The organism is Demequina sp. NBRC 110051 (genome assembly GCF_002090055.1).
Classification (GTDB): Bacteria; Actinomycetota; Actinomycetes; order Actinomycetales; family Demequinaceae; genus Demequina.
Genome location: NZ_BBRH01000022.1, coordinates 25,843 through 43,994, shown reverse-complemented (window position 1 = coordinate 43,994; position 18,152 = coordinate 25,843). Strand labels below are relative to the sequence as shown.

Sequence of the window (18,152 nt, the reverse complement as noted above, 5' to 3'; positions counted from 1 at the left end):
TCTGGTGTCATAGAGTCATGGCCATTTCAGCGGCACAGATCGAGCGCATCGGCTCCCAGATCCGGGAGTTGATGGACGTCGACGTGGCCGCGCTGTCGCGTGATGATTTCCTGGAGCAACTGGAGGCGGCCGCCACGCTCGAAAAGATCGCGGGGGCGTTCTCGGCACGCTACGCCGCCGACGTGAAGCGCCGTAGTGCCCCCGAGGAGCCCGGTGGTGGCTTCGCGCGACGTGAGGGCCATGGCAATGCGGGGAACATGATCTCGTCGTTCACCGGGGGTTCCGTGGCGCGTGCCAAGAACGCGATGGAGGCGGGGGACGCGTTTACGCCGGTGGCTGTGGTGGAGCCGGTGCTGTTGTCCAAGGCTGGTGCTGCGGGGGAACGAGGCCCCGTGCCTGTGCCCGCACCGCCGCCTGCGCCGGTCACCCGGCCCAAGTATCCGTTGGTCGCGGCGGCACAGACGGCGGGCGCGATGTCCATCGAGACCGCGGCCGTGATCGTCGAGGGGCTCAACTTGCTGCGCGACCGCGTCGAGCCGGACTATCTCGATTCGGTCGAGGCCGCCTTTGTCGAGAAGTCCGCAGGGTTGAGCGTGCACCAGATGAAGCGCGTGGTGTCGCGCGCGATTGCGAAGGTCGATCAGAAGGAGCTCGTCAAGCGTGAGCGACGCAATCACGAGGAGCGCTACTTCTGGTGGAAGCAGGACGTCTCGGGGATGGTGACGTTCCATGGCAAGCTTGACGCTGTCACGGCGGCGCCCATCATCACGGTGATCGAGCAACTGGCGACGCGTGACGTGCGCAAGCAATCTCGCGACGAGCAAGCCCCGGGGGACGACAAGCGCACCGTCGGACAGATCCGCGCCGATGCCCTCCATGAGCTGGCCCGCCACGCCTTGGGCTGCGGCAAGATGCACAAGTCAGGCGTGCGCACGTCCGTGGTGGTGCGCGTCGACAAGCGCGACCTGGAGCGCCAGACGGGCCTGGCGACCATCGACGGCATCGAGACGCCGGTGTCGCTCGAGGCGGCCGGGATGTGCTGCGGAGACGCCGAGTTCGTGATGCAGTTCGTCGACACCTACGGCAACGTGCTCCACCAGGATCCGAAGCACCGTAAGTTCACTCAGAAGCAGCGCGACGCCATGCTGGAACGCGACGGCGGCTGCGCACGGTGCCATGCGCCGCCCGCACACTGCGAGACTCATCACATCCGGTGGTGGATGTTCGGCGGCCTCACCACGGTGGACAACGGAGTCATGCTCTGCACCCGATGTCACCATGACGTTCACCGCTACGGCTGGATCATCGAGATCTTCAACGGCAAGGTCTACTTCACGCCTCCCGGCGGTGACGAGACGCAGAGGTTCGTCGGCGGCGACGCTGCCTTCGACCTTGACCTCGCTGCGCCTCCCACGCTCGGCGGCGAACCCGTCATCGACGATCACTTCATTGCCGACCTCCTCGAGAGTGACCGCAAGGTGGACGACTACTGGTGGCCCACTCCAGAGGAAGAAGCCGAGCTCAATCACTTCCTCAGCGTCTGACGGGAGAACTCTGCCCAGCGGCGGGTCGGGCACGAACGCCCTGCTCTCTCAGTCATGCCGCGCTACCGTGGTGCCAGTTGCCGCGGAAGTGGACCGGCCGCGCGTACGTCGCGACCAGTGAGGAGTTGACGCGTGGCCCAGCATCCCAACACCACCGCGCCGAAGGCGCGTGACAAGCGCGAACACTGGTCGGGGCAGACCGCATTTATCCTCGCCGCCATCGGCTCCGCCGTGGGCCTGGGGAACATCTGGCGCTTCCCCGGCGAGGCCTACGACAACGGCGGGGGAGCGTTCATGATCCCCTACCTGATCGCGCTGCTGACGGCAGGCATTCCGATCCTGTTGCTCGAGCATGGCATCGGCCATCGCTTCCGCGGCTCCGCCCCACTGAGCTTTCGTCGCATGCACCACAGGGCCGAGGCGGTCGGGTGGTGGCACGTAGCCATCTGCTTCATCATCGGGCTGTACTACACGGCGATCATCGCGTGGGCGCTGAGCTATTTCGTCTTCAGCTTTGACCTGGCCTACGCGGACGACCCCGCGGGCTTCTTCAGCGGCGAGTACCTCCAGGCGGCGGCGCCCGGCTTCTCGCTCGACTTCGTGCCCGGGGTGCTGATCCCGCTCGCGGTGATCTGGATCGTGACGATTGTGGTGCTGTGGCGGGGCCTGGCCAAGGGTGTCGAGCGGCTCAACGTGATCGGCATTCCGTTGCTGGTCGTCACCTTCGGGATCCTGGTGGTCCGTGCGCTGTTCCTCGACGGCGCCGCCGAGGGTCTTGACGCGCTCTTCACCCCAGACTTCTCGGCGCTCTCCAATCCCGACGTGTGGGTCGCCGCCTATGGCCAGATCTTCTTCTCACTGTCGCTCGGCTACGGCGTGATGATGACCTACGCGTCCTACCGCAGGCGTCGCTCCAACGTCACGAGCCCGGCCCTGGTCGTGGCATTTGGTAACAGTTCCTTCGAGCTGCTTGCCGGCCTTGGCGTGTTCGCGACCATCGGCTTCCTCGCCGCCCAACAGAATGTCGCGGTCGCCGATCTCGACGGGCTCACCGGCATCTCCCTGTCGTTCGTCACGTTCCCCACGGTCATCGCGCAGATGCCCGGTGGTCAGCTGTTCGGTGCCCTGTTCTTCGGCTCTCTGGTCGTCGCGGGATTGACCTCGCTCGTGTCGGTCCTACAAACCGTGTCGAGTGCGCTTCAGGACAAGTTCGGCTGGTCGCCGCAGCGCGGTGCGCTCACGGTCGGAATTCCGTCCGCGATCCTGTCGATCATCGGCTTCGGCACCACCACCGGCCTCAACCTGTTGGACGTCATGGACCAGTGGTCCAACCAGCTCGGCGTGGTGTTCGGCGCGGTGCTGATGATCGCGGCCGCACTGTGGCTTGCTCGCCGCGGACCCGAACTGTCGCGACACCTGTCCGCCATCTCCACCTTCCGCGTGGGTCGCGTGTGGACCATCGTGATCAACCTGGTCGCCGTGCTGTTGTTGTACATGTTCGTGTCCAAGTTCATCGCGCTCCTGGCAGACGGCTACCCGGGCTACCCCGGCTGGTACCTCGCCGCCTTCGGGTGGGGGACGCTCGGCTTCATCGCCGTCGTCGCCATCGCGATGCCCGCCTTCGCCTGGGCCAAGGACCACGGTGAGTTCCACCCGTGGCCCACCCGGCCGCAACTCGACCTGGCGCCCGACCCCATGCTCACGCCCGAGCCGGCGGCCGCTCCTGCACCGCCAACTCAACGCGCCACGCCGCCGCCCCCGCCACCGCAAGCAGACGACAAGGAGGGCCAGCCATGAGCGGCCCCGCCATCGCCCTGATGCTCGTGTCGATGATCGTCATCTGGGGTGGCCTCGCCGGAGCCATCTGGTTCCTGGCTCGCCGGCCAGAGCGCGACGACCTCCCGCCCGGTGGCGAGGACGAGCACGTCGATCCCGCCGCCTCGTAGCCGCGCGGTGGGAATGGCCCGCCTCTCGCGCCTGCCCGAGCGTCACTGACGCGCCCGGCCTACGCGTCCGCCTCGACCATCTGGCCCGCGTCCACGACCTCGCCTACCAGGCGCTCGATGACGTCCTCGAGCATGGCCGCGCCGATGACCTCGTCGGTGTCGGGGTCCTTCACCAACGCGATGTGCGTGCCCCGCGCCTGCATGGCGGTGAGGGCTCGCTCGAGCGAGGCATCGGCCGTCACCCAGGTGAATGGGCGCACCGCGGAGTCCGGGATGGGCTTGGTCGCGGTGCCCCGTTCGGGGTCCACGAAGTCCTTGAGGTGCAGGTAGCCCACGTACCGGTCATCCGCGTCCACCAGCGGGAATCGGGAGAATCCGGTGCGCAGCGACGCCTTGATCGCCTTCTGCGGCGTCACGTCGACGGGAAGCACCTCGAGCTCCTCGCACGGGGTGAGGACGTCGAGCACCGTCTCGAAGGACAGGGTGAGCGAACCCGACATCACCAGGTGCTCGTCCTCGTCGATGAGGCCCTCTTCGCGCGACTCGGCTACGAACGCGGCCACCTGGTCCGCGTCGAAGGCCGATTCGACCTCGTCACGCGGCGACACCCGCAGGGCTCGCAACACGATGTTCGCGAACCAGTTCAGTGCCACGATCACGGGCCGCAGGATCCACACGATGCCGTACAGCGCCGGTCCCAGCAGCAGCGCCGAGCGTTCGGGACCCGCGATCGCGATGTTCTTGGGCACCATCTCTCCCAGCACCATGTGCAGGAACACCACGATGAGCAGCGCGATGGCGAACGCGATGCCGTGCAGCCACGCGCCCTCGATGCCCAGCGCGCCCAGCGGCTTCTCCAGCTGATGCGCCACCGCGGGCTCGCCCAGGGCACCCAGGCCCAGCGAGCACGCCGTGATGCCCAGCTGAGCGCCGGCCATCATGAGGGAGACCTTCTCCATCGCGCGCACCGTGATGCGCGCGCTCCAGGAGCCGGCCGCCGCGCGCGGCTCGATCTGGCTGCGCCTGGCCGAGACCAGCGCAAACTCGGAGCCCACAAAGAATGCGTTGCCGAACAGCAGCAACACCGTGAGGCCAATCGCTACCCAGTCAGACATGGCTGCCCTCCTGCTCGGCGAAGTTCTTGCGCACGGCGTTCTCGTCCTCCGGCTCGATGATCTCGATGATGATGCGGTCCACACGGTGGCCGTCCACGCGCGTGACGGTCATGCGTACCTGGACAGGGGTGGGCAGGTCGTCCTCGTCCAGCTCGGCCTCGTTCATGGCCGCGACCTCGATAGCGTCGCCCGTGACGGGGAAGCGCTCCAGCTGCTCCGTGAGGAAGCCGCCAAGGGTGTCGGACTCCTTCGCCTCGGGAAGGTCAAGGCTCATCGCGTCGCCGGCCTCATCGGGGCGCAGCAGCCCCGACAGCGACCAGCGGTTGTCGTCCAGCTGGCGGTAGCGGGAGACGGGACGGTCCTGCTCGTCCTCGATCTCGCCCACGATCTCCTCGACCAGATCCTCGAGCGTGACGATGCCGTCCGTGCCGCCGTACTCGTCGACCACGACAGCGACCTGCGAGCCGGCGCGGAGGGCCTCGAGCACCGCCGCGAGCGGCATGGTCGACGGCACCGATTCCACCGGCATGCAGATCTCCGACACCGGGGTGGACTTCCGCTGACGCACCGGGACCGCGAGTGCACGCTTGAAGTGCGCCACTCCCACGATGTCGTCCACGTCCTCACCCGTGACGGGGAAGCGGGCGTGACCCGTACGAGAGGCGAGGGTGAGCACCTCGGCGACCGTCGCATCGGCCGCCACAAAGTCCACGCGCGTGCGCGGGGTCATCGCGTCGGACGCCGTGCGCTCGCGCATCTCAGCAGCACGCGCCAAACGCGTCGCGACGCGCGGCTCCAAGGTGCCCTGCGCCGCCGAACGTGACGCGATCGCCTCGAATTCCTCGGCCGAACGCGCCGACGCGAGTTCCTCGCGCGGCTCGATGCCCAGGCGGCGCACCAGCCAGTTGGCGGAGCCGTTGAGGAAGCGGATGAGCGGGCCCATGAACCACGTGAAGCCGCGGTTGGCGCCCGCGACCGCGCGGCCGATGCGCATCGGCTCCGCGATCGCCCAGTTCTTGGGCACCAGCTCACCGAAGACCATCTGCGTGGCCGTCGCGATGATGAAGGCAGCCGTGATCGCGATCGCCATGGCAGAGCCGGACGGCAGGCCCACGGCCTCCAGGCCGGGCGCGAGCAGGGTCGCGAGCGACGGCTCGGCGATGAAACCCACGAGCAGCGAGGTGACCGTGATACCCAGCTGGGCGCCGGAGAGCTCCGTCGACAGCGTCGTGATCGCCGACTTCAGCGACTGCGCGCGCTTGTCGCCAGAAGACGCCTCGCGATCCACGCTGGGGCGGTCGACCGTCATGAACGCGAACTCGGCCGCGACAAAGAGCGCGTTCGCGGCGATCAACAGGATCGCCAGCAGTAAGAGCAGCCACGCGGCGGTCATGCGACACCGCCGAGGTGGCTGGGGTGGACGGGGGCAGGCGCCGGGACTCGCGAACTCGCGAAGGGCCGGCGCTTCGGACTATGGCCGTCGGACATGCGGGGATTCTACGTGAACCTGGGCGTGCACGGGAGTGTCGGTTACGGTGAGTCAGACCATGAAAAGGGGGAAGGCGTATGACGGACTTCACCGTGGACACCGCCCATTGGCAGACGCGCCTGGAGGCGCTCGCGGACCGTTTTGGCGTCCCCGGCGCGCAACTGGGAATCCTCCGCACGGAGGCCGATGCCGCGGACGACCACATCGACGTCCTCAGCCACGGCGTCAGCCGTGTCGCCACCGGGCAGCCGGTGACGGGCGCGACCGTCTTTCAGATCGGGGCGATCACCAAGGTATGGACCGCCACCCTCGCGATGCAGTTGGTCGACGAGGGGCTCCTTGCCCTCGACACCAGAGTTTGCGACGTGCTGCCCGAGCTCACCCTCGCGGACAAGGTCGCTCGTGAGTCGCTGACCGTCTGGCACCTCCTCACCCACACCAACGGCATCGACGGTGACGTCTTTTCCGATACGGGCCGCGGCGACGATGCGCTCGAGCGCTACGTCGAGACCCTGCACGCGGTAGCCCAGGCGCACCCGGTGGGGGAGACGTGGTCGTACTCGAATTCGGGCTACATCCTGCTGGGTCGCGTCATCGAGCGGGTGCTCGGCTCTACCTGGGACGCCGCTATCCGCGACCGCATCGCGGGTCCGCTTGGCTTGGCGCGCACCTCGACACTGCCCGAGGACGCCCTGCTCCAGGACACCGCCTTGGGTCACGTGGTCGGCCTTCCCCATCCCGTGCCGGCCCCCGTGTGGGCGATGCCGCGCTCCGTGGGCCCCGCGGGGCTCGTCAACTCCACCGCCGCCGACCTGCTGACCTTTGTCCAGGCGCACCTGCATGGCGGGACGGGGCTCTCAGGTGAGCGTCTGCTCATGCCCGAGTCGGCCCGTGCGATGGCCGCCCATCAGGTCGACCTTCCCGACCGCGAATCCCTGGGCGATTCGTGGGGGCTGGGATGGATTCGCTTCGACTGGAACGGCGAGCGGCTCTTGGGCCACGACGGCGCCACGGTGGGCCAGCACGCGTTCCTGCGCATCCTTCCCGCGCAGGGCCTTGCGGTGACGCTGCTCGCCAACGGCGGCCAGTCACAGGATCTCTTCGAGACTCTCTTCAGGGAGTTCTTCGCGGACGTCGCGGGCATCGAGGCTGCCCCCGCGTTCGTCCCGCCGGCCGAGACCGTCGACCTCACTTTGGGTGCGTGGGAGGGCAGCTATCGCGGCGCCGCCCTGCAGCTGGACGCCTTCATGGAGGGGCCGCACCCGCGCATGCGCCTGACCATGCTGGGCGCGCTCGCGGACCTCGATCCCGAGCCGGTCCAGGAGTACGAGCTCACGGCCGTCGAGGCCAATGACTCGCGTCAGGTCTATGCCATCCGCTTTCGCGGCGGCGAGACCTGGTCGCCCGTGACCTTCTATCGCTCCGAGTCCGGCGGCGCTTACGCGCACTTCGGCGCGCGTGCCCTTCCCGCGGTCGACTGACATGACGGAGAGTTCCGTACGGCCCACCGGTGAGAGTGTCGAGGACTTTTTGGCGGCCGATGCCGTGGCCGCCGATGACTCTCTCGTCACCGTGGACGCGGTGCTGGTCGCGTCCCTTCCTGGCGCGAGCCGGCGCCTGTGGCGCGGGGTCTTCTGGGGCGGCACCGAGCAGGCCATCGTGGGCTACGGCGACATCACGCAGCCGCGCCCGCGCGGCGCGGATGTCGCGTGGTTCCTGGTGGGGCTCGCCCGCCAGCAGCGTCATGTGAGCCTGTACGTCAACGCGGCCGAGGGGCGCGAGTACCTGTCGCGCATCTACGCGCCCCGTCTCGCGGCGCCGGGACACAAGGTCAAGGCCGGCGCCGCCGCGTTGACGTTCGGCTCGGCCGACGACCTCGACCTTGAGGTGCTCGGCGAGATGGCCCGTCACGCCGCAAGCGTGCAGCCTTACTCCTGACGACCGGTCGTTAGCCCAGGCAGGACAGGATCTCGACCGTCTTCTGGGTGACGGTGGTGGCGGTGTTGCCCGCGGCATCGACCGCCGTCACCTCGACCGAGACCACCCGGTTGAGCAGGCCCAGGTCGAGCGCCGACAGGGGAGAGACCGCCCCGGTCCACGTATTGCCGCCGCTGGGCGCGAGGTCGACGTCGACCAAGGTCGAGCCCGCCACGCCGATCGCGAGCGTGACGTCCTCGACCCCCACGTTGTCGCTGGCCGTGACGGAGACCGCCGAGTCGGTCGCGCACAGCAGCGAATCCAGCAGCCAGGCCACCAGCCCGGAGACGTTGACCGCGTCGATGATGGGCTTCACGGTGTCACGCAGAGGCCCCTCGGGCACCACGTCGACGACCGTGTCCTCGAGTTCCTCGGTCGTGTCCTTGACCCCGTCACTCACGCCGTCGAGGACCTCGCCCACAGCGTCCGTGGTGTCCTCGACGACGCCGCCGACCGCGGGAGACGTCACCTCGGCCTCGACGGCGGAGTCACCGGTGTCGTTCCCGCCGGTGCCGCCCGCGCCGTCCGCGCCCCGAGCGCTGGCACCGTCGGAGCCGCTCGCGCCTTCTGAGCCACCCGACCCGGCGGTGCCTGTGGTGCGCGAGCCGGCCATCGCATCGGCCCCCGACGAGGAGTCCGCCGTCGTGCCGTCGTCCGGCACACAGACACCTGGGGTGTAGCGAACCCCCTGCACAGTGACTGCCTCGCGGCTGGTGGCCGCCTGTTGCGCGACGGAGTCGGCGCTCGAGGCGGTGATGAGGTCATCGGCCGAGGCCGCCCCGCCGATGGCCCACGTGCCGACGAGGGCGAGGACCGCCCCCACCGCGGCCGACGAGATGCCGACCGTCGTGGTCTGGGAACGTTGCGATGCTGGGGATTGGGTTGTCGGGGACATGGGACTCTCCTTTACGTGCTGTGCGTCATTGCATGCCGTGGAGCGGCTCCATGAACGTGATGCACGAGAAGGCGATGCGGTTGACACGCCCCGCGAAGTTTTTCTAGGGGGTGGGCGAGGAATCCTCCTGAGCCGCGTCGAGGACGCGCACCACGCGCGCGGGATTGCCGGCCACGACGACGCCAGCCGGCACGTCCTTGGTGACGACCGCGCCCGCCGCGACGACCGAACCGCACCCGATCGTGACACCGGGGCAGAGCACCACCGACCCGCCCAGCCACACGTCGTCCTCGAGCGTGATGGGGAAGGCGCGCTCCCATCCCTCGCGCCGGGTCTCGACGTCGAAGGCGTGGTTGACGGTATAGAAGCGGGCGTCGGGGCCGATGAGGGCGTGGTCGCCGATCGTGACGATGCCCGAACCAACGATCATGAGGTTTGCATTGATGAACACATTGCTGCCCATCCGTACGCGTTCCTTGTACTCGAAGTAGATGGGCGGGCGGAAGTCGAGCCCCGGCCCGCATGCACCCAGCAGGTCCTCGAGCATCTGCGTAGCGACCCCGGGCTCGTCGTAATACAGCCCGCTCAGCTCGCGCAGGCGCGCCAGAGTCGCGCGTTGCATGTCCGCGAGCTCCGGGCCCGCGCGGTAGCGAAACCACTCGTCGGCGGCGAGTTTCTCGTACTCGCTGCGGCTGTCGTCCTCGACCGGGGTCTCGGCCATCTTGGCGCGGTACTCGTGCGCGCTGTCGTCGGTCACGGTGGCTCCTTGCGGGGTGGGGGACCCCCACAACCTACGGGGTCACGCACACCCCTGGCCGGGACCTACGACGCGGCGTCGCTGAACTGGCGCTCCGGGTGGGGCAGGCGCGGCCCGCCGTCGAGGTCGTGGTGCAGATAGAACGCCCGGTCGCCCGTCGCGGGGTCGCGGTGCACAAAGCCGTGGCGCTGGTAGAAGCGCAAGGCGTCCGCGTCGGGCTCGTCGACGAAGACCTCGGCCGCCGCGATCCCGCGCGCGCGTGCCTGGGCGCCCAGCGCCGTCATGAGTGCGGACCCTGCCCCGCGGCCGCGCTCACTGGGCTTCACATACAGGTCCTCCAACGCCGCCACGTCGCCATCGCCGTAGGCTGTGGCCCTCAGTGCGACCGTTGCGAATCCGATCGCGGGCGCACCCACCAACACTGCGAAGAAATCGCGGCGCGCCAGTAGGCGGCTGAGGCGTGCCTCGACGACCGCGAGGTCGTCGACGGCAGCCTCGAACTCCCTGTTGAAGTCGCACAGCATGGCGGCAAGCGCCGCCGCGTCATGCGGCGTCGCGGTTCTGGTGGGCATCGTCGCCAAGTCCATGCTTCCGACACTAGGCGCGGGCGCACCCGCGCGCACGGTGAAACTTGCGCCGTGCGGGCGGGGTAGTCGTCATCGTGCAGGCGACGACGCCGTCACCGCGTCATCGGTGTCAGCGCCTCGTAGTCGGCCACCGTGCCGTCCGCGAGGCACGTCTCGATGATGCGCCGGCCCAGCTCGGACAGCTCTGGCGTGAGGAACTGCTCGAGCTCGGACTTGAAGAAGCCCGTGAGGATCGCACACCCGCGGTCGTAGACCTCCGTGCCCACCTGAGACTGCATCTCGGGCCGGAGCAGTGTGCGGCGCACCGACTGCCCGTCGAGCGTGACCTCGGTGGGGGCGTACCCGAACAGCGCGCAGCGCGCCGGCTCGAGCTGGTCGGCCCTCATCCGCCCGCCGCCCTTGCGGGCGAGCCACTCGCGGGTGAGCCACTCGGCCGCGAAGCCCACCTTGTAGGCGCCGATGTGTTGGTTGGGGGTGAGGACGTAGCGCGTCCTGTCGTAGGTCGTCAGCTGCTCGAGCAGCAGGTTCGCCGCGGCCACCTTCGTGCCCGTCGAGAACGGCCAATACGAGCCCACGCCCTCCGAGACCATGCCGCCGTGCGCCAAGGTGGCTACGGCATCGGCCGCCTCCCCAATCGAGGGGTTCTTATCGCCGCGCGGGGCGATCAGGCGCCACAGCCATGCGATGGCCGGCGGCACAAAGTGCGCCATGCCCATGATTCCGTAGGTTGGGTTGTCCCTGGTACAGGCGGGCATGCGCACGCCGAAGGTGCGCACGTCCACGGCGGCGGGCTCGTGCACGATCCCCTCGATCCCGCGCCGAGGGATCACCACGCGCGGGTTGGGGCAGGGCGTGCCGTCCGCGTCGGGGGTGTGCTCCCATGGCAGCACCGTCGCATCGGCCACGCCGTCAATGCTGAAGAACACCAGCGGCTCGTCGGGGTGGATGACGGCGCGCTCGAAGTGCGGATCCTGGCCGTACGAGGTGAGGTTGTCGACGCGGACGAACCAGCCGTCCTCGGCATCGGCCACGACCATCTTGCCGCTGCCGTCCTGGATCGACGGGTGGCACAGCGTCATGTCGTCGGTGACGGGCGCGAGGTCCGAGGTCTCCGCGAGGGTGAGGTGGTAGTCCTCGCCCGTGACCACATTGCGTCCCAGCAGCACGCGCCCGTCGTCCTCGCGGCGCAGCTCCTGGCACATCTCGGACTTGCCTCCGCCCGAGGCGCCCTCATGCATGATGACCGTCTCGTTGTCGTACGGCGTGGTCACCCTCACGGACGAGGCGTGTGCGGTGATCCAGCCCTCGGCTTCCCCGATGTCGAGCAGCACCGAGAACACGCCCTTCTTTGCGCTGGGGCCGGGGTACAGGTTGTACGCGAAGATCTCGTGAAGGTCCTCGGTGCGGTCGTGCACCACCACCTGCTTGCCGTCGAAGTGGGTGTGACGGAACGGGGGAGCGACGTAGAGGATCGACCGGGGCGTGAAGGGGCCCAGCTCGTCGAACGTCACCCATCCCTGGAGGTCCACGAGCGCCAGTGCGAAGAACGCCGCATTCATCGGCACGACCGCGAGCGACGGCGACCCATACGTCAGCCCGCCTGCCTTGAACGGCACCACCACGAGGTCCTGGTCCGCGAGCCATGCGAATGTGTCGGAGCGGGTGCCCGCGAAGGACTGCCCGAACCGGTCCGCGAAACGCGTCTTGTCCGTGGGTCGCGAATCCGCGATCACCATGCACTTCGGGTCGCGCCGGCGCATGTAGTCCTCGGGGTAGTTGACGGCCACGCCGTTGCGGCAGCGCGTCACGGTCGCTTCCGTGACGACCTCGCCGTCGACGTCGTAGTCGACCCGGTGGTGAGGGCCGCCGTCGGGCCCCAGCGCGAGCGCATGCAGTTCGTCGCGCGTCGCCGGCACGGTGACCGTGAGGGCGGCCGCAAGCGCCGCCGTGAGCTCCGGGCCCAGCGAGACGCTGGCGAGGACCGGGTTATCGAGCATGATGGACATGGACGGGCTCCTTCGCGTGCGGTGGCCTGGTGGCCTGTGCTGTGATGGTTGTGTGCGAGGCCCGGGCGCCCCACCTTCGAGTATTGCGACGGCAAAGAAATCTCCAAGGGACGTACGTCCCGGGGGCCGATGCGACGGCCGGGTCGCGTTTTTTCTGCACTTTCGCTGGGGTCCGCCAGGCCATATGCTCTGGCCAGGCACGAGCGGGCATGGACGCCCGCGCGGCCGTGAGGGGGCGTCATGGCGCAGACCGCGGAGATTCCTGGGACGGACGAGCGCGCCAGGAGTCGAGCACGCCGGGCGGGGGTGCGCGTCGCGCTGATCGTGACCGTCCTGGTGCTTGTGGTGGTGTGGATCGCGGCGCGCGCGACGCTCGATGACGGGGATCCGCAGGCGGTGGGAGGTCCCGAGGGCGCTCCCGTGGTGGCTGTGGACCCGGCGAGCGGCCTGACGGGGCCGGTGCAGACCTCGTGCGTGGAGCCCTTGGTGTGGGTGGCCTCTGACCTGCGGGCCGCGTTCTTGGCCACGGTGGTGTTCGAGGGTGAGGCGGCGGCGTGTGTCGACGTCTATCGCGTGCCCGATGAGGACCCCGCGAAGGACTACTACCGCGCGGTGGCGAGCGCTCGGTGGGCGACGCAGTCTCGTGACGCTCGGTGGGTGTGGCAGGCGACGGGGGAGCCGCGCGGTGAGGTGTGGGTTGAGCTCGCGTGGGAGCCCGCGACCGTGGACAACTATTGGATGACCGAGTGGGCCGAGTTCGGGCCCTGCCCCACGGGCGGCGAGACCGAGATCTACTACCTCCAAGGACTGGTGGCCGCCGACGACGAGTTCGGGTGCGGCCGCTCGCCGGTGGTGATCGGCCAGCCCGAGGCGGAGGTGGACCACGTCGCGTGGAGCGTTCCGGCGCCGCAGGAGCGCGACGCGACGGCCATGACGGTTGATGTCGCGGTGCCCGAGGGGGAGATGCCCCACTTCACGCTCGGGGTGCGTCAGGTCGATCTCGAGGGCTGATCCGGCGCGGCGCTTGCGCGCCAGTCGAACATGTGTTCGAATCCTTGCATGCGATGGGAAGGGCAGGCGATCGCCGCCGAGAGCGCCGACGCCCTGCCGGGCCTGGCGAGGATCAGCAACCTGGTGCGCTCGGTCACGACCCCCGAGTTCGCCGGCGTGACCTTTCACGAGGTGCTCGCGAAGACCGCGCTGAACAAGGTGGGCCAGTCGAGCGCCGTGCCCTTCACCTGGACCATCAACCCGTACCGCGGATGCAGCCACGCGTGCGTCTACTGTTTTGCGCGGCCCAGCCACCAGTACCTGGAGCTCGACGCGGGCCGTGACTTCGATAACCAGGTGATCGTCAAGGTCAACGTCGTCGAGGCGCTGCGCAAGGACCTCGCCAAAAGGTCATGGCAGCGCGAGCACGTGGCGCTCGGCACCAATACCGACCCCTACCAGCGCGCGGAGGGCCGCTACCGCCTGATGCCGGGCATCATCGACGCGCTCGCGGACGCGGGCACCCCGTTCTCGATCCTCACCAAGGGCTCGCTGCTGCGCCGGGACCTGCCGCGCCTGAGCACGGCCGCCGCACAGGTGCCGGTGGATCTCGCCATGTCGATAGCCATCATGGACGACGAGATTCAGCAGTCGATGGAACCCGGCACGCCCACGGCCACCGCCCGCCTCGCGACCGTGGCCGCCGCCGCCGAGGCCGGCTTCGACGTCGCCGTCTTCATGATGCCGATCCTGCCGTTCCTCACGGACTCCGAGGAACACCTCGACGCCGCTCTCGCGCGCATCAAGGCGGCCGGAGCGACCTCCGTCACCTATACCGCGCTTCATCTTCGCCCTGGTGTGAAGGAGTGGTACGCCCGCTGGCTCAACACCCACCGGCCCGACCTCACCCCGCGCTACCGCGAGCTCTATGACGACGGCTCGTATGCGCCCAAGGGATACCGGAGGTGGCTTGCCGACCGCATCAAGCCGCTGATCCGCAGCCACGGCCTGGAACGCGCCGTCGAGGACCCCAACACCGGCTCGATGGGATCGAGCGCGGGCGCGGTCAAGCGTGCCGAGGCACGCGACGGCAACGGCGAGTGGCGGCGCACCCGCGTCAGTGGCAGGGCTGGACGCGACGCGACCACGGGCGACGCGCCAGGGCACGGCGCCGAGCGCAATCTTGCCGAGCTGCAGGACGCGCTGTTCTAGCGTCGGTTGCCTACCAGGGCGCGATGTTGAGCTCGGTGCCGGCGATCACGGCGGTGCCGTCGTCGTGCAGGTCCAGCGCAGAGATTCCCACGTTGAGGGCCTGCTCCACGGCGTGACGTGAGCGCTCGTCGACGATCCACACCGCCGCGCCCTCGCCGTCGCTGACCATGATGCCGCGCTGGGTGAAGCCCGTGACCCACATTCGCATCGGCGCCCGCTCCCGGCCCATCGCCGACTTGAACGTCGGTACGGGGGTGCGCGTGCTCAGGTGAGCACGCACGGCGGACTGCTGTGCGGTAGTCATGGGGCCTCCTTCCGGCTCCTCGATGCTACGCCCGTCCGCGACGCGCTCGAGACGGCCGTGAGTCCCAGGGAGAGTCCGCGTGACTACGATGAATCCGCAGGCACCAGGGGAGGAGCGGCACACGTGGAGATCCTGATCGTCGGAGTCTTTGCGCTGGTGGCCATTGCCATCGCGACGGCCGTGAGCCCCCGCGTGGGCGTGGCGGCGCCGCTGATTCTCGTGGCGCTCGGCTTCGGTGCGTCCCTGCTGCCCGGGGTTCCGACGGTGGAGATCGACCCCGAGGTCATCCTTGCCGGCGTCCTGCCGCCGCTGCTGTTCGCCGCCGGTGCCTCGATCCCGGCCACCGACTTCCGCCGCGAGTTCCGCTCCATCTCCGGACTGTCGATCCTGCTGACGATCCTGTCGACCCTGGTGCTGGGCGCCTTCTTCCACTGGGTCATCGACGACCTGTCGTGGGCGTGGTCGTTCGCTCTCGGCGCGATCGTGTCGCCGTCGGATCCGGTCGCCACCTCGATCATCAAGCGGCTCGGCGTGTCGCCGCGCATGGTCAGCCTGCTCGAGGGCGAGAGCCTTCTCAACGACGCCTGCGCGCTCGTGCTCCTACGCGGCGCCGTCGCCGCGGCCGCCGCCGCGGTCACCGTGTGGGACATCGCGCTCGAGTTCATCCTCGCCATGACGGTCGCCGTCATCATCGGCATCGTCATCGGCCGCGTGAACCTGTGGGTGTCCAGCCGCATCAAGGACACCACCGCAAACACCGTCTTCACGCTCGCGGTGCCCTTCATCGCCTCGGTTCCTGCCGAGATGGTGGGCGCCTCTGGCCTGGTCGCCGCCGTCGTGTGCGGCCTCGTCACGGGCAACGGTGCCGCCAAGGCGCTGTCGCCACAGGTGCGCCTGTCCGATCAGCAGACCTGGCATGCGATCGAGCTGATCCTCGAGGGAGTTGTTTACCTCATCGTGGGCCTCGAGATCGTCGGTGTGGTGCGCGAGGTCGAGGCGGAGCACGAGGGCCTCGCCTTCGCCGGCATCATCGCGCTCGTCACGATCGTCCTCGTCCTGGTGCTGCGGGCCGCCTTCATCGCGCCCCTGCTCGCCGCCCAGGCCGCACGCGCACGCCGCGCCGAGCGACTCCGCCCTCACCTCGACGGCATACGGACCCGACTCGCCGACCCCGACACGCACACCGAGGCCATCAGGCAGGTGGGTCGCGCCGCCGGCGGCATCACGGGCCGACGCATCGCCCGCGGTGACGTCCCCCACGAGCATGTGGACCGCCACCTCACCCGTGCCCAGGCCGATGCCAGCTACCTCATGCGCGCCCCGCTGGGACGGCGGGAAGGAGCCGTCATGGTGTGGGCGGGGATGCGTGGCGTCGTCACGGTTGCCGCAGCCCAGACGCTCCCCACGGACACCCCCGATCGTGCCCTCTTGGTGCTGATCGCGTACCTCGTCGCGGTCGGATCCCTGGTGATCCAGGGCGGCACCGTGCGTTGGGTGGTCGAGTGGCTGAAGCCTTCACGCGGCGCGAACGCGGACGAGGCCGCGCGCGAGCAGGACGAGCTCGACGCCCACCTGGCCCAGGCGGTGGCCGATGCCGGGGGGAGCGCCGCCCTCGGCTCGAGAATCGCGGTGATCGAGGTCGAGCGCGCGGCCCTCATCGACGCACGCCACCTAGGCATCTTCTCCTCGGCGCTCCTGTCCGACACCCTCAACCGTCTCGACACGGAGCAGATCAGGCTCGAGCTCTAGCGCGAGTGACGCCGCCTAGACTCGCCGCATGACGTCCGCGCGCTTCACCCTTCTGGTCGCGGCCGCCGGGGTGTCCGTCGCGATGGCGCTCACCGGGTGCACGGCCGACGACTCGCGGCCCACCGTCACGGTGACCGCCTCGCCCGGCGCGAGCCCTACGGACGGGGAGACGACGGGAGAGCCCGCCACGGCATCGGCCGTCGACGCTGAGGTGGTGGAGCACGCGGGCAACCGCTACCGGGTCGTGACCCTCCCTCTCGACCAGTGGGACGTGCGGGTCGAGTGGCCCGACGAGACCGGGACCATGCTGCGCGACCTGCTGGAGGTCGAGACCGACATCGAGGTGGCCACGAACGCGGGCATCTTCAGTGACGACCTGACGCCGGGCGGTCTCCTGATCGCTGATGGGGAGGAGTTGTCCGCGGTCAACTTGCGCGAGGGCGGCGGCAACTTTCATCTGCTTCCCAACGCGGTCTTCGCCGTGCGCGAGGACGCCACGGCCGAGGTCACCGAGTCGCACGAGTTTAACCCAGCAGCCGGCTCCACGGTGACCCAGGCGACCCAGTCCGGGCCCGCGCTCCTGCTCGATGGCGACGTGCATCCGGAGTTCACCGAGGGCTCCGCCAATCTCGCGGTGCGCAACGGCGTGGGGGTGAGTCCCGACGGCGACACCGTGTACCTGGCGATCTCGCTGAGCCTGACCAATCTGTGGGACTTCGCCGGGCTGTTCGCCGAGCAGCTCGGCGTGGATGACGCCCTCTACCTCGACGGCGACATCTCCACGCTGTGGGTCGCCGGGGACGGGGAACCGGGGCCCCTTGATGGCCCTTACGCGGGGATCATCACGGTGCGCGAGCGCTGACACGACACGCGGATGGCGGACGGCAATTGTCCGTTGTGTTACAACTTGGCAAAACTTCCTGGCGCGCTCAGGCGCGCTGGTGCTACGTTGAGGCCGCTCGGCACCGGCCGGGCTCGATTCGCTCGAAGGGAGGCGACACGATGATGGATATCCAGAACTCGCTGGGCTTTGACGCCCGCCGTGTCGTCGCGCCCTGGCGCCCCGTAGTGCGCACGCAGTCGTTTAACGGCTAGCGACCCACGGCCCCACGCCCGCGGACCATTGAGTCCGCCTTGCGGACCTCTGCGTCTGCCCCGCGCCACCTGCTGCCCGCTGACTGGGTACGCGTGAGCGCCTCTCGCTCCTGAGCGCTATCCGCGCATCCAGGGGCGTCTCCTCCGTCGCGTCGCGAGCAGACCCTTGTGACGCGTGACGACAGGCCCCTCGACACGCACGAGGGGAGGTGAATCGACATGAACCAGTACCCCGTAGAGACCATGGCGCTGCTCGCGCAGCACCTGGCGAACCACCCCGAGCTGCTGCACGCGGACCGCGTCGCCGAACGCGACCACCGGCCGCGGCTGAGCGCGAGGGAGCACCTCGCCAGGCGCGCCCGGCGCGCCTACTACCGCGCGGTGCGGCGCGCCCGCGCCGCCCGCGCGGGCCTCGCGATGGCAGGTCGCGCCGCCTGATGGGCGGCGCGACCGCGCCTGCGCGGCCACGGCATCGGCCGTGTGAGA

At 69.2% G+C, this 18,152-nt stretch carries 17 protein-coding genes; 10 read left to right on the top strand and 7 right to left on the bottom strand.

What is annotated here, in order from left to right; all coding sequences use genetic code 11:
• The 3 genes from B7K20_RS12445 to B7K20_RS12435 form a co-directional block, all read left to right on the top strand.
• Positions 1-1,544 (top strand): HNH endonuclease signature motif containing protein (locus B7K20_RS12445; RefSeq protein ID WP_234985832.1); only part of this gene is annotated, 1,544 nt, incomplete at its 5' end.
• A 132-nt stretch (positions 1,545-1,676) separates the two neighbouring features.
• A complete protein-coding gene (locus tag B7K20_RS12440; protein ID WP_084102847.1) occupies positions 1,677-3,341 on the top strand; it encodes a sodium-dependent transporter in 1,665 nt (554 codons plus the stop codon).
• Positions 3,338-3,490, top strand: coding sequence for a methionine/alanine import family NSS transporter small subunit (locus B7K20_RS12435; RefSeq protein WP_084102846.1), 153 nt, complete (start codon positions 3,338-3,340; stop codon positions 3,488-3,490). The genes B7K20_RS12440 and B7K20_RS12435 overlap by 4 nt, the downstream gene beginning before the upstream one ends.
• Before the next feature lie 59 nt (positions 3,491-3,549).
• On the opposite strand, the gene B7K20_RS12430 is transcribed toward B7K20_RS12435, so the two are convergent.
• Both B7K20_RS12430 and B7K20_RS12425 read right to left on the bottom strand, forming a co-directional pair.
• Positions 3,550-4,605: a hemolysin family protein gene (locus B7K20_RS12430; protein WP_084102845.1), complete on the bottom strand. Its 1,056-nt coding sequence runs from the start codon at positions 4,603-4,605 to the stop codon at positions 3,550-3,552.
• Positions 4,598-5,998, bottom strand: coding sequence for a hemolysin family protein (locus B7K20_RS12425; RefSeq protein WP_084102844.1), 1,401 nt, complete (start codon positions 5,996-5,998; stop codon positions 4,598-4,600). Before B7K20_RS12425 ends, B7K20_RS12430 begins: the two co-directional genes overlap by 8 nt.
• 173 nt (positions 5,999-6,171) lie before the next feature.
• Here B7K20_RS12425 and B7K20_RS12420 point away from each other — a divergent pair, with 173 nt between their 5' ends.
• Entirely contained in the window at positions 6,172-7,575 is a 1,404-nt protein-coding gene (locus B7K20_RS12420; RefSeq protein ID WP_084102843.1) for a serine hydrolase, read from the top strand.
• Position 7,576: 1 nt separating this feature from the next.
• Positions 7,577-8,032, top strand: a complete 456-nt coding sequence (locus B7K20_RS12415; protein WP_084102842.1) for a DUF1801 domain-containing protein — start codon at positions 7,577-7,579, stop codon at positions 8,030-8,032.
• 10 nt (positions 8,033-8,042) lie between these two features.
• Here B7K20_RS12415 and B7K20_RS12410 read toward each other — a convergent pair whose 3' ends face one another.
• The 4 genes from B7K20_RS12410 to B7K20_RS12395 form a co-directional block, all read right to left on the bottom strand.
• Positions 8,043-8,966 carry a hypothetical protein gene (locus B7K20_RS12410; protein WP_084102841.1) on the bottom strand — a complete coding sequence of 308 codons (924 nt, stop codon included), beginning with the start codon at positions 8,964-8,966 and terminating at the stop codon, positions 8,043-8,045.
• Between the two features lie 103 nt (positions 8,967-9,069).
• Entirely contained in the window at positions 9,070-9,723 is a 654-nt protein-coding gene (locus tag B7K20_RS12405) for a sugar O-acetyltransferase (protein ID WP_234985831.1), read from the bottom strand.
• A 65-nt stretch (positions 9,724-9,788) separates the two neighbouring features.
• Positions 9,789-10,295 carry a GNAT family N-acetyltransferase gene (locus B7K20_RS12400; RefSeq protein WP_200809104.1) on the bottom strand — a complete coding sequence of 169 codons (507 nt, stop codon included), beginning with the start codon at positions 10,293-10,295 and terminating at the stop codon, positions 9,789-9,791.
• A gap of 107 nt (positions 10,296-10,402) precedes the next feature.
• A complete protein-coding gene (locus tag B7K20_RS12395) occupies positions 10,403-12,316 on the bottom strand; it encodes a DUF4914 family protein (protein WP_084102839.1) in 1,914 nt (637 codons plus the stop codon).
• A gap of 240 nt (positions 12,317-12,556) precedes the next feature.
• On the opposite strand from B7K20_RS12395, the gene B7K20_RS12390 reads away from it, so the two are divergent.
• Both B7K20_RS12390 and B7K20_RS12385 read left to right on the top strand, forming a co-directional pair.
• Positions 12,557-13,327 (top strand): hypothetical protein, encoded by a 771-nt coding sequence (locus B7K20_RS12390; protein WP_144018685.1) that lies wholly within the window; start codon positions 12,557-12,559, stop codon positions 13,325-13,327.
• Between the two features lie 48 nt (positions 13,328-13,375).
• Positions 13,376-14,518: an Rv2578c family radical SAM protein gene (locus tag B7K20_RS12385; RefSeq protein ID WP_084102837.1), complete on the top strand. Its 1,143-nt coding sequence runs from the start codon at positions 13,376-13,378 to the stop codon at positions 14,516-14,518.
• Between the two features lie 10 nt (positions 14,519-14,528).
• On the opposite strand, the gene B7K20_RS12380 is transcribed toward B7K20_RS12385, so the two are convergent.
• Complete coding sequence (locus B7K20_RS12380) at positions 14,529-14,822, bottom strand: hypothetical protein (RefSeq protein WP_084102836.1); 294 nt, start codon at positions 14,820-14,822, stop codon at positions 14,529-14,531.
• 123 nt (positions 14,823-14,945) lie between these two features.
• Here B7K20_RS12380 and B7K20_RS12375 point away from each other — a divergent pair, with 123 nt between their 5' ends.
• The 3 genes from B7K20_RS12375 (at position 14,946) to B7K20_RS12365 (ending at position 18,104) form a co-directional block, all read left to right on the top strand.
• On the top strand, positions 14,946-16,571 hold the full coding sequence (locus B7K20_RS12375) for a sodium:proton antiporter (RefSeq protein WP_084102835.1): 1,626 nt from the start codon (positions 14,946-14,948) through the stop codon (positions 16,569-16,571).
• A gap of 28 nt (positions 16,572-16,599) precedes the next feature.
• Positions 16,600-17,433 carry a phosphodiester glycosidase family protein gene (locus B7K20_RS12370; RefSeq protein WP_084102834.1) on the top strand — a complete coding sequence of 278 codons (834 nt, stop codon included), beginning with the start codon at positions 16,600-16,602 and terminating at the stop codon, positions 17,431-17,433.
• 452 nt (positions 17,434-17,885) lie between these two features.
• Positions 17,886-18,104: a hypothetical protein gene (locus B7K20_RS12365; protein ID WP_084102833.1), complete on the top strand. Its 219-nt coding sequence runs from the start codon at positions 17,886-17,888 to the stop codon at positions 18,102-18,104.
• The last annotated feature ends 48 nt before the right edge of the window (positions 18,105-18,152 follow it).

Excerpts from the sequence above, each read along its gene's own strand:
- B7K20_RS12395 (WP_084102839.1), bottom strand. The coding sequence starts at position 12,316 with ATGTCCATCATGCTCGATAACCCGGTCCTCGCCAGCGTCTCGCTGGGC.
- B7K20_RS12415 (WP_084102842.1), top strand. The coding sequence starts at position 7,577 with ATGACGGAGAGTTCCGTACGGCCCACCGGTGAGAGTGTCGAGGACTTT.
- B7K20_RS12410 (WP_084102841.1), bottom strand. The coding sequence starts at position 8,966 with ATGTCCCCGACAACCCAATCCCCAGCATCGCAACGTTCCCAGACCACG.
- B7K20_RS12425 (WP_084102844.1), bottom strand. The coding sequence starts at position 5,998 with ATGACCGCCGCGTGGCTGCTCTTACTGCTGGCGATCCTGTTGATCGCC.
- B7K20_RS12370 (WP_084102834.1), top strand. The coding sequence starts at position 16,600 with ATGACGTCCGCGCGCTTCACCCTTCTGGTCGCGGCCGCCGGGGTGTCC.
- B7K20_RS12430 (WP_084102845.1), bottom strand. The coding sequence starts at position 4,605 with ATGTCTGACTGGGTAGCGATTGGCCTCACGGTGTTGCTGCTGTTCGGC.
- B7K20_RS12400 (WP_200809104.1), bottom strand. The coding sequence starts at position 10,295 with ATGCCCACCAGAACCGCGACGCCGCATGACGCGGCGGCGCTTGCCGCC.
- B7K20_RS12385 (WP_084102837.1), top strand. The coding sequence starts at position 13,376 with ATGCGATGGGAAGGGCAGGCGATCGCCGCCGAGAGCGCCGACGCCCTG.
- B7K20_RS12380 (WP_084102836.1), bottom strand. The coding sequence starts at position 14,822 with ATGACTACCGCACAGCAGTCCGCCGTGCGTGCTCACCTGAGCACGCGC.
- B7K20_RS12390 (WP_144018685.1), top strand. The coding sequence starts at position 12,557 with ATGGCGCAGACCGCGGAGATTCCTGGGACGGACGAGCGCGCCAGGAGT.
- B7K20_RS12420 (WP_084102843.1), top strand. The coding sequence starts at position 6,172 with ATGACGGACTTCACCGTGGACACCGCCCATTGGCAGACGCGCCTGGAG.
- B7K20_RS12435 (WP_084102846.1), top strand. The coding sequence starts at position 3,338 with ATGAGCGGCCCCGCCATCGCCCTGATGCTCGTGTCGATGATCGTCATC.
- B7K20_RS12365 (WP_084102833.1), top strand. The coding sequence starts at position 17,886 with ATGAACCAGTACCCCGTAGAGACCATGGCGCTGCTCGCGCAGCACCTG.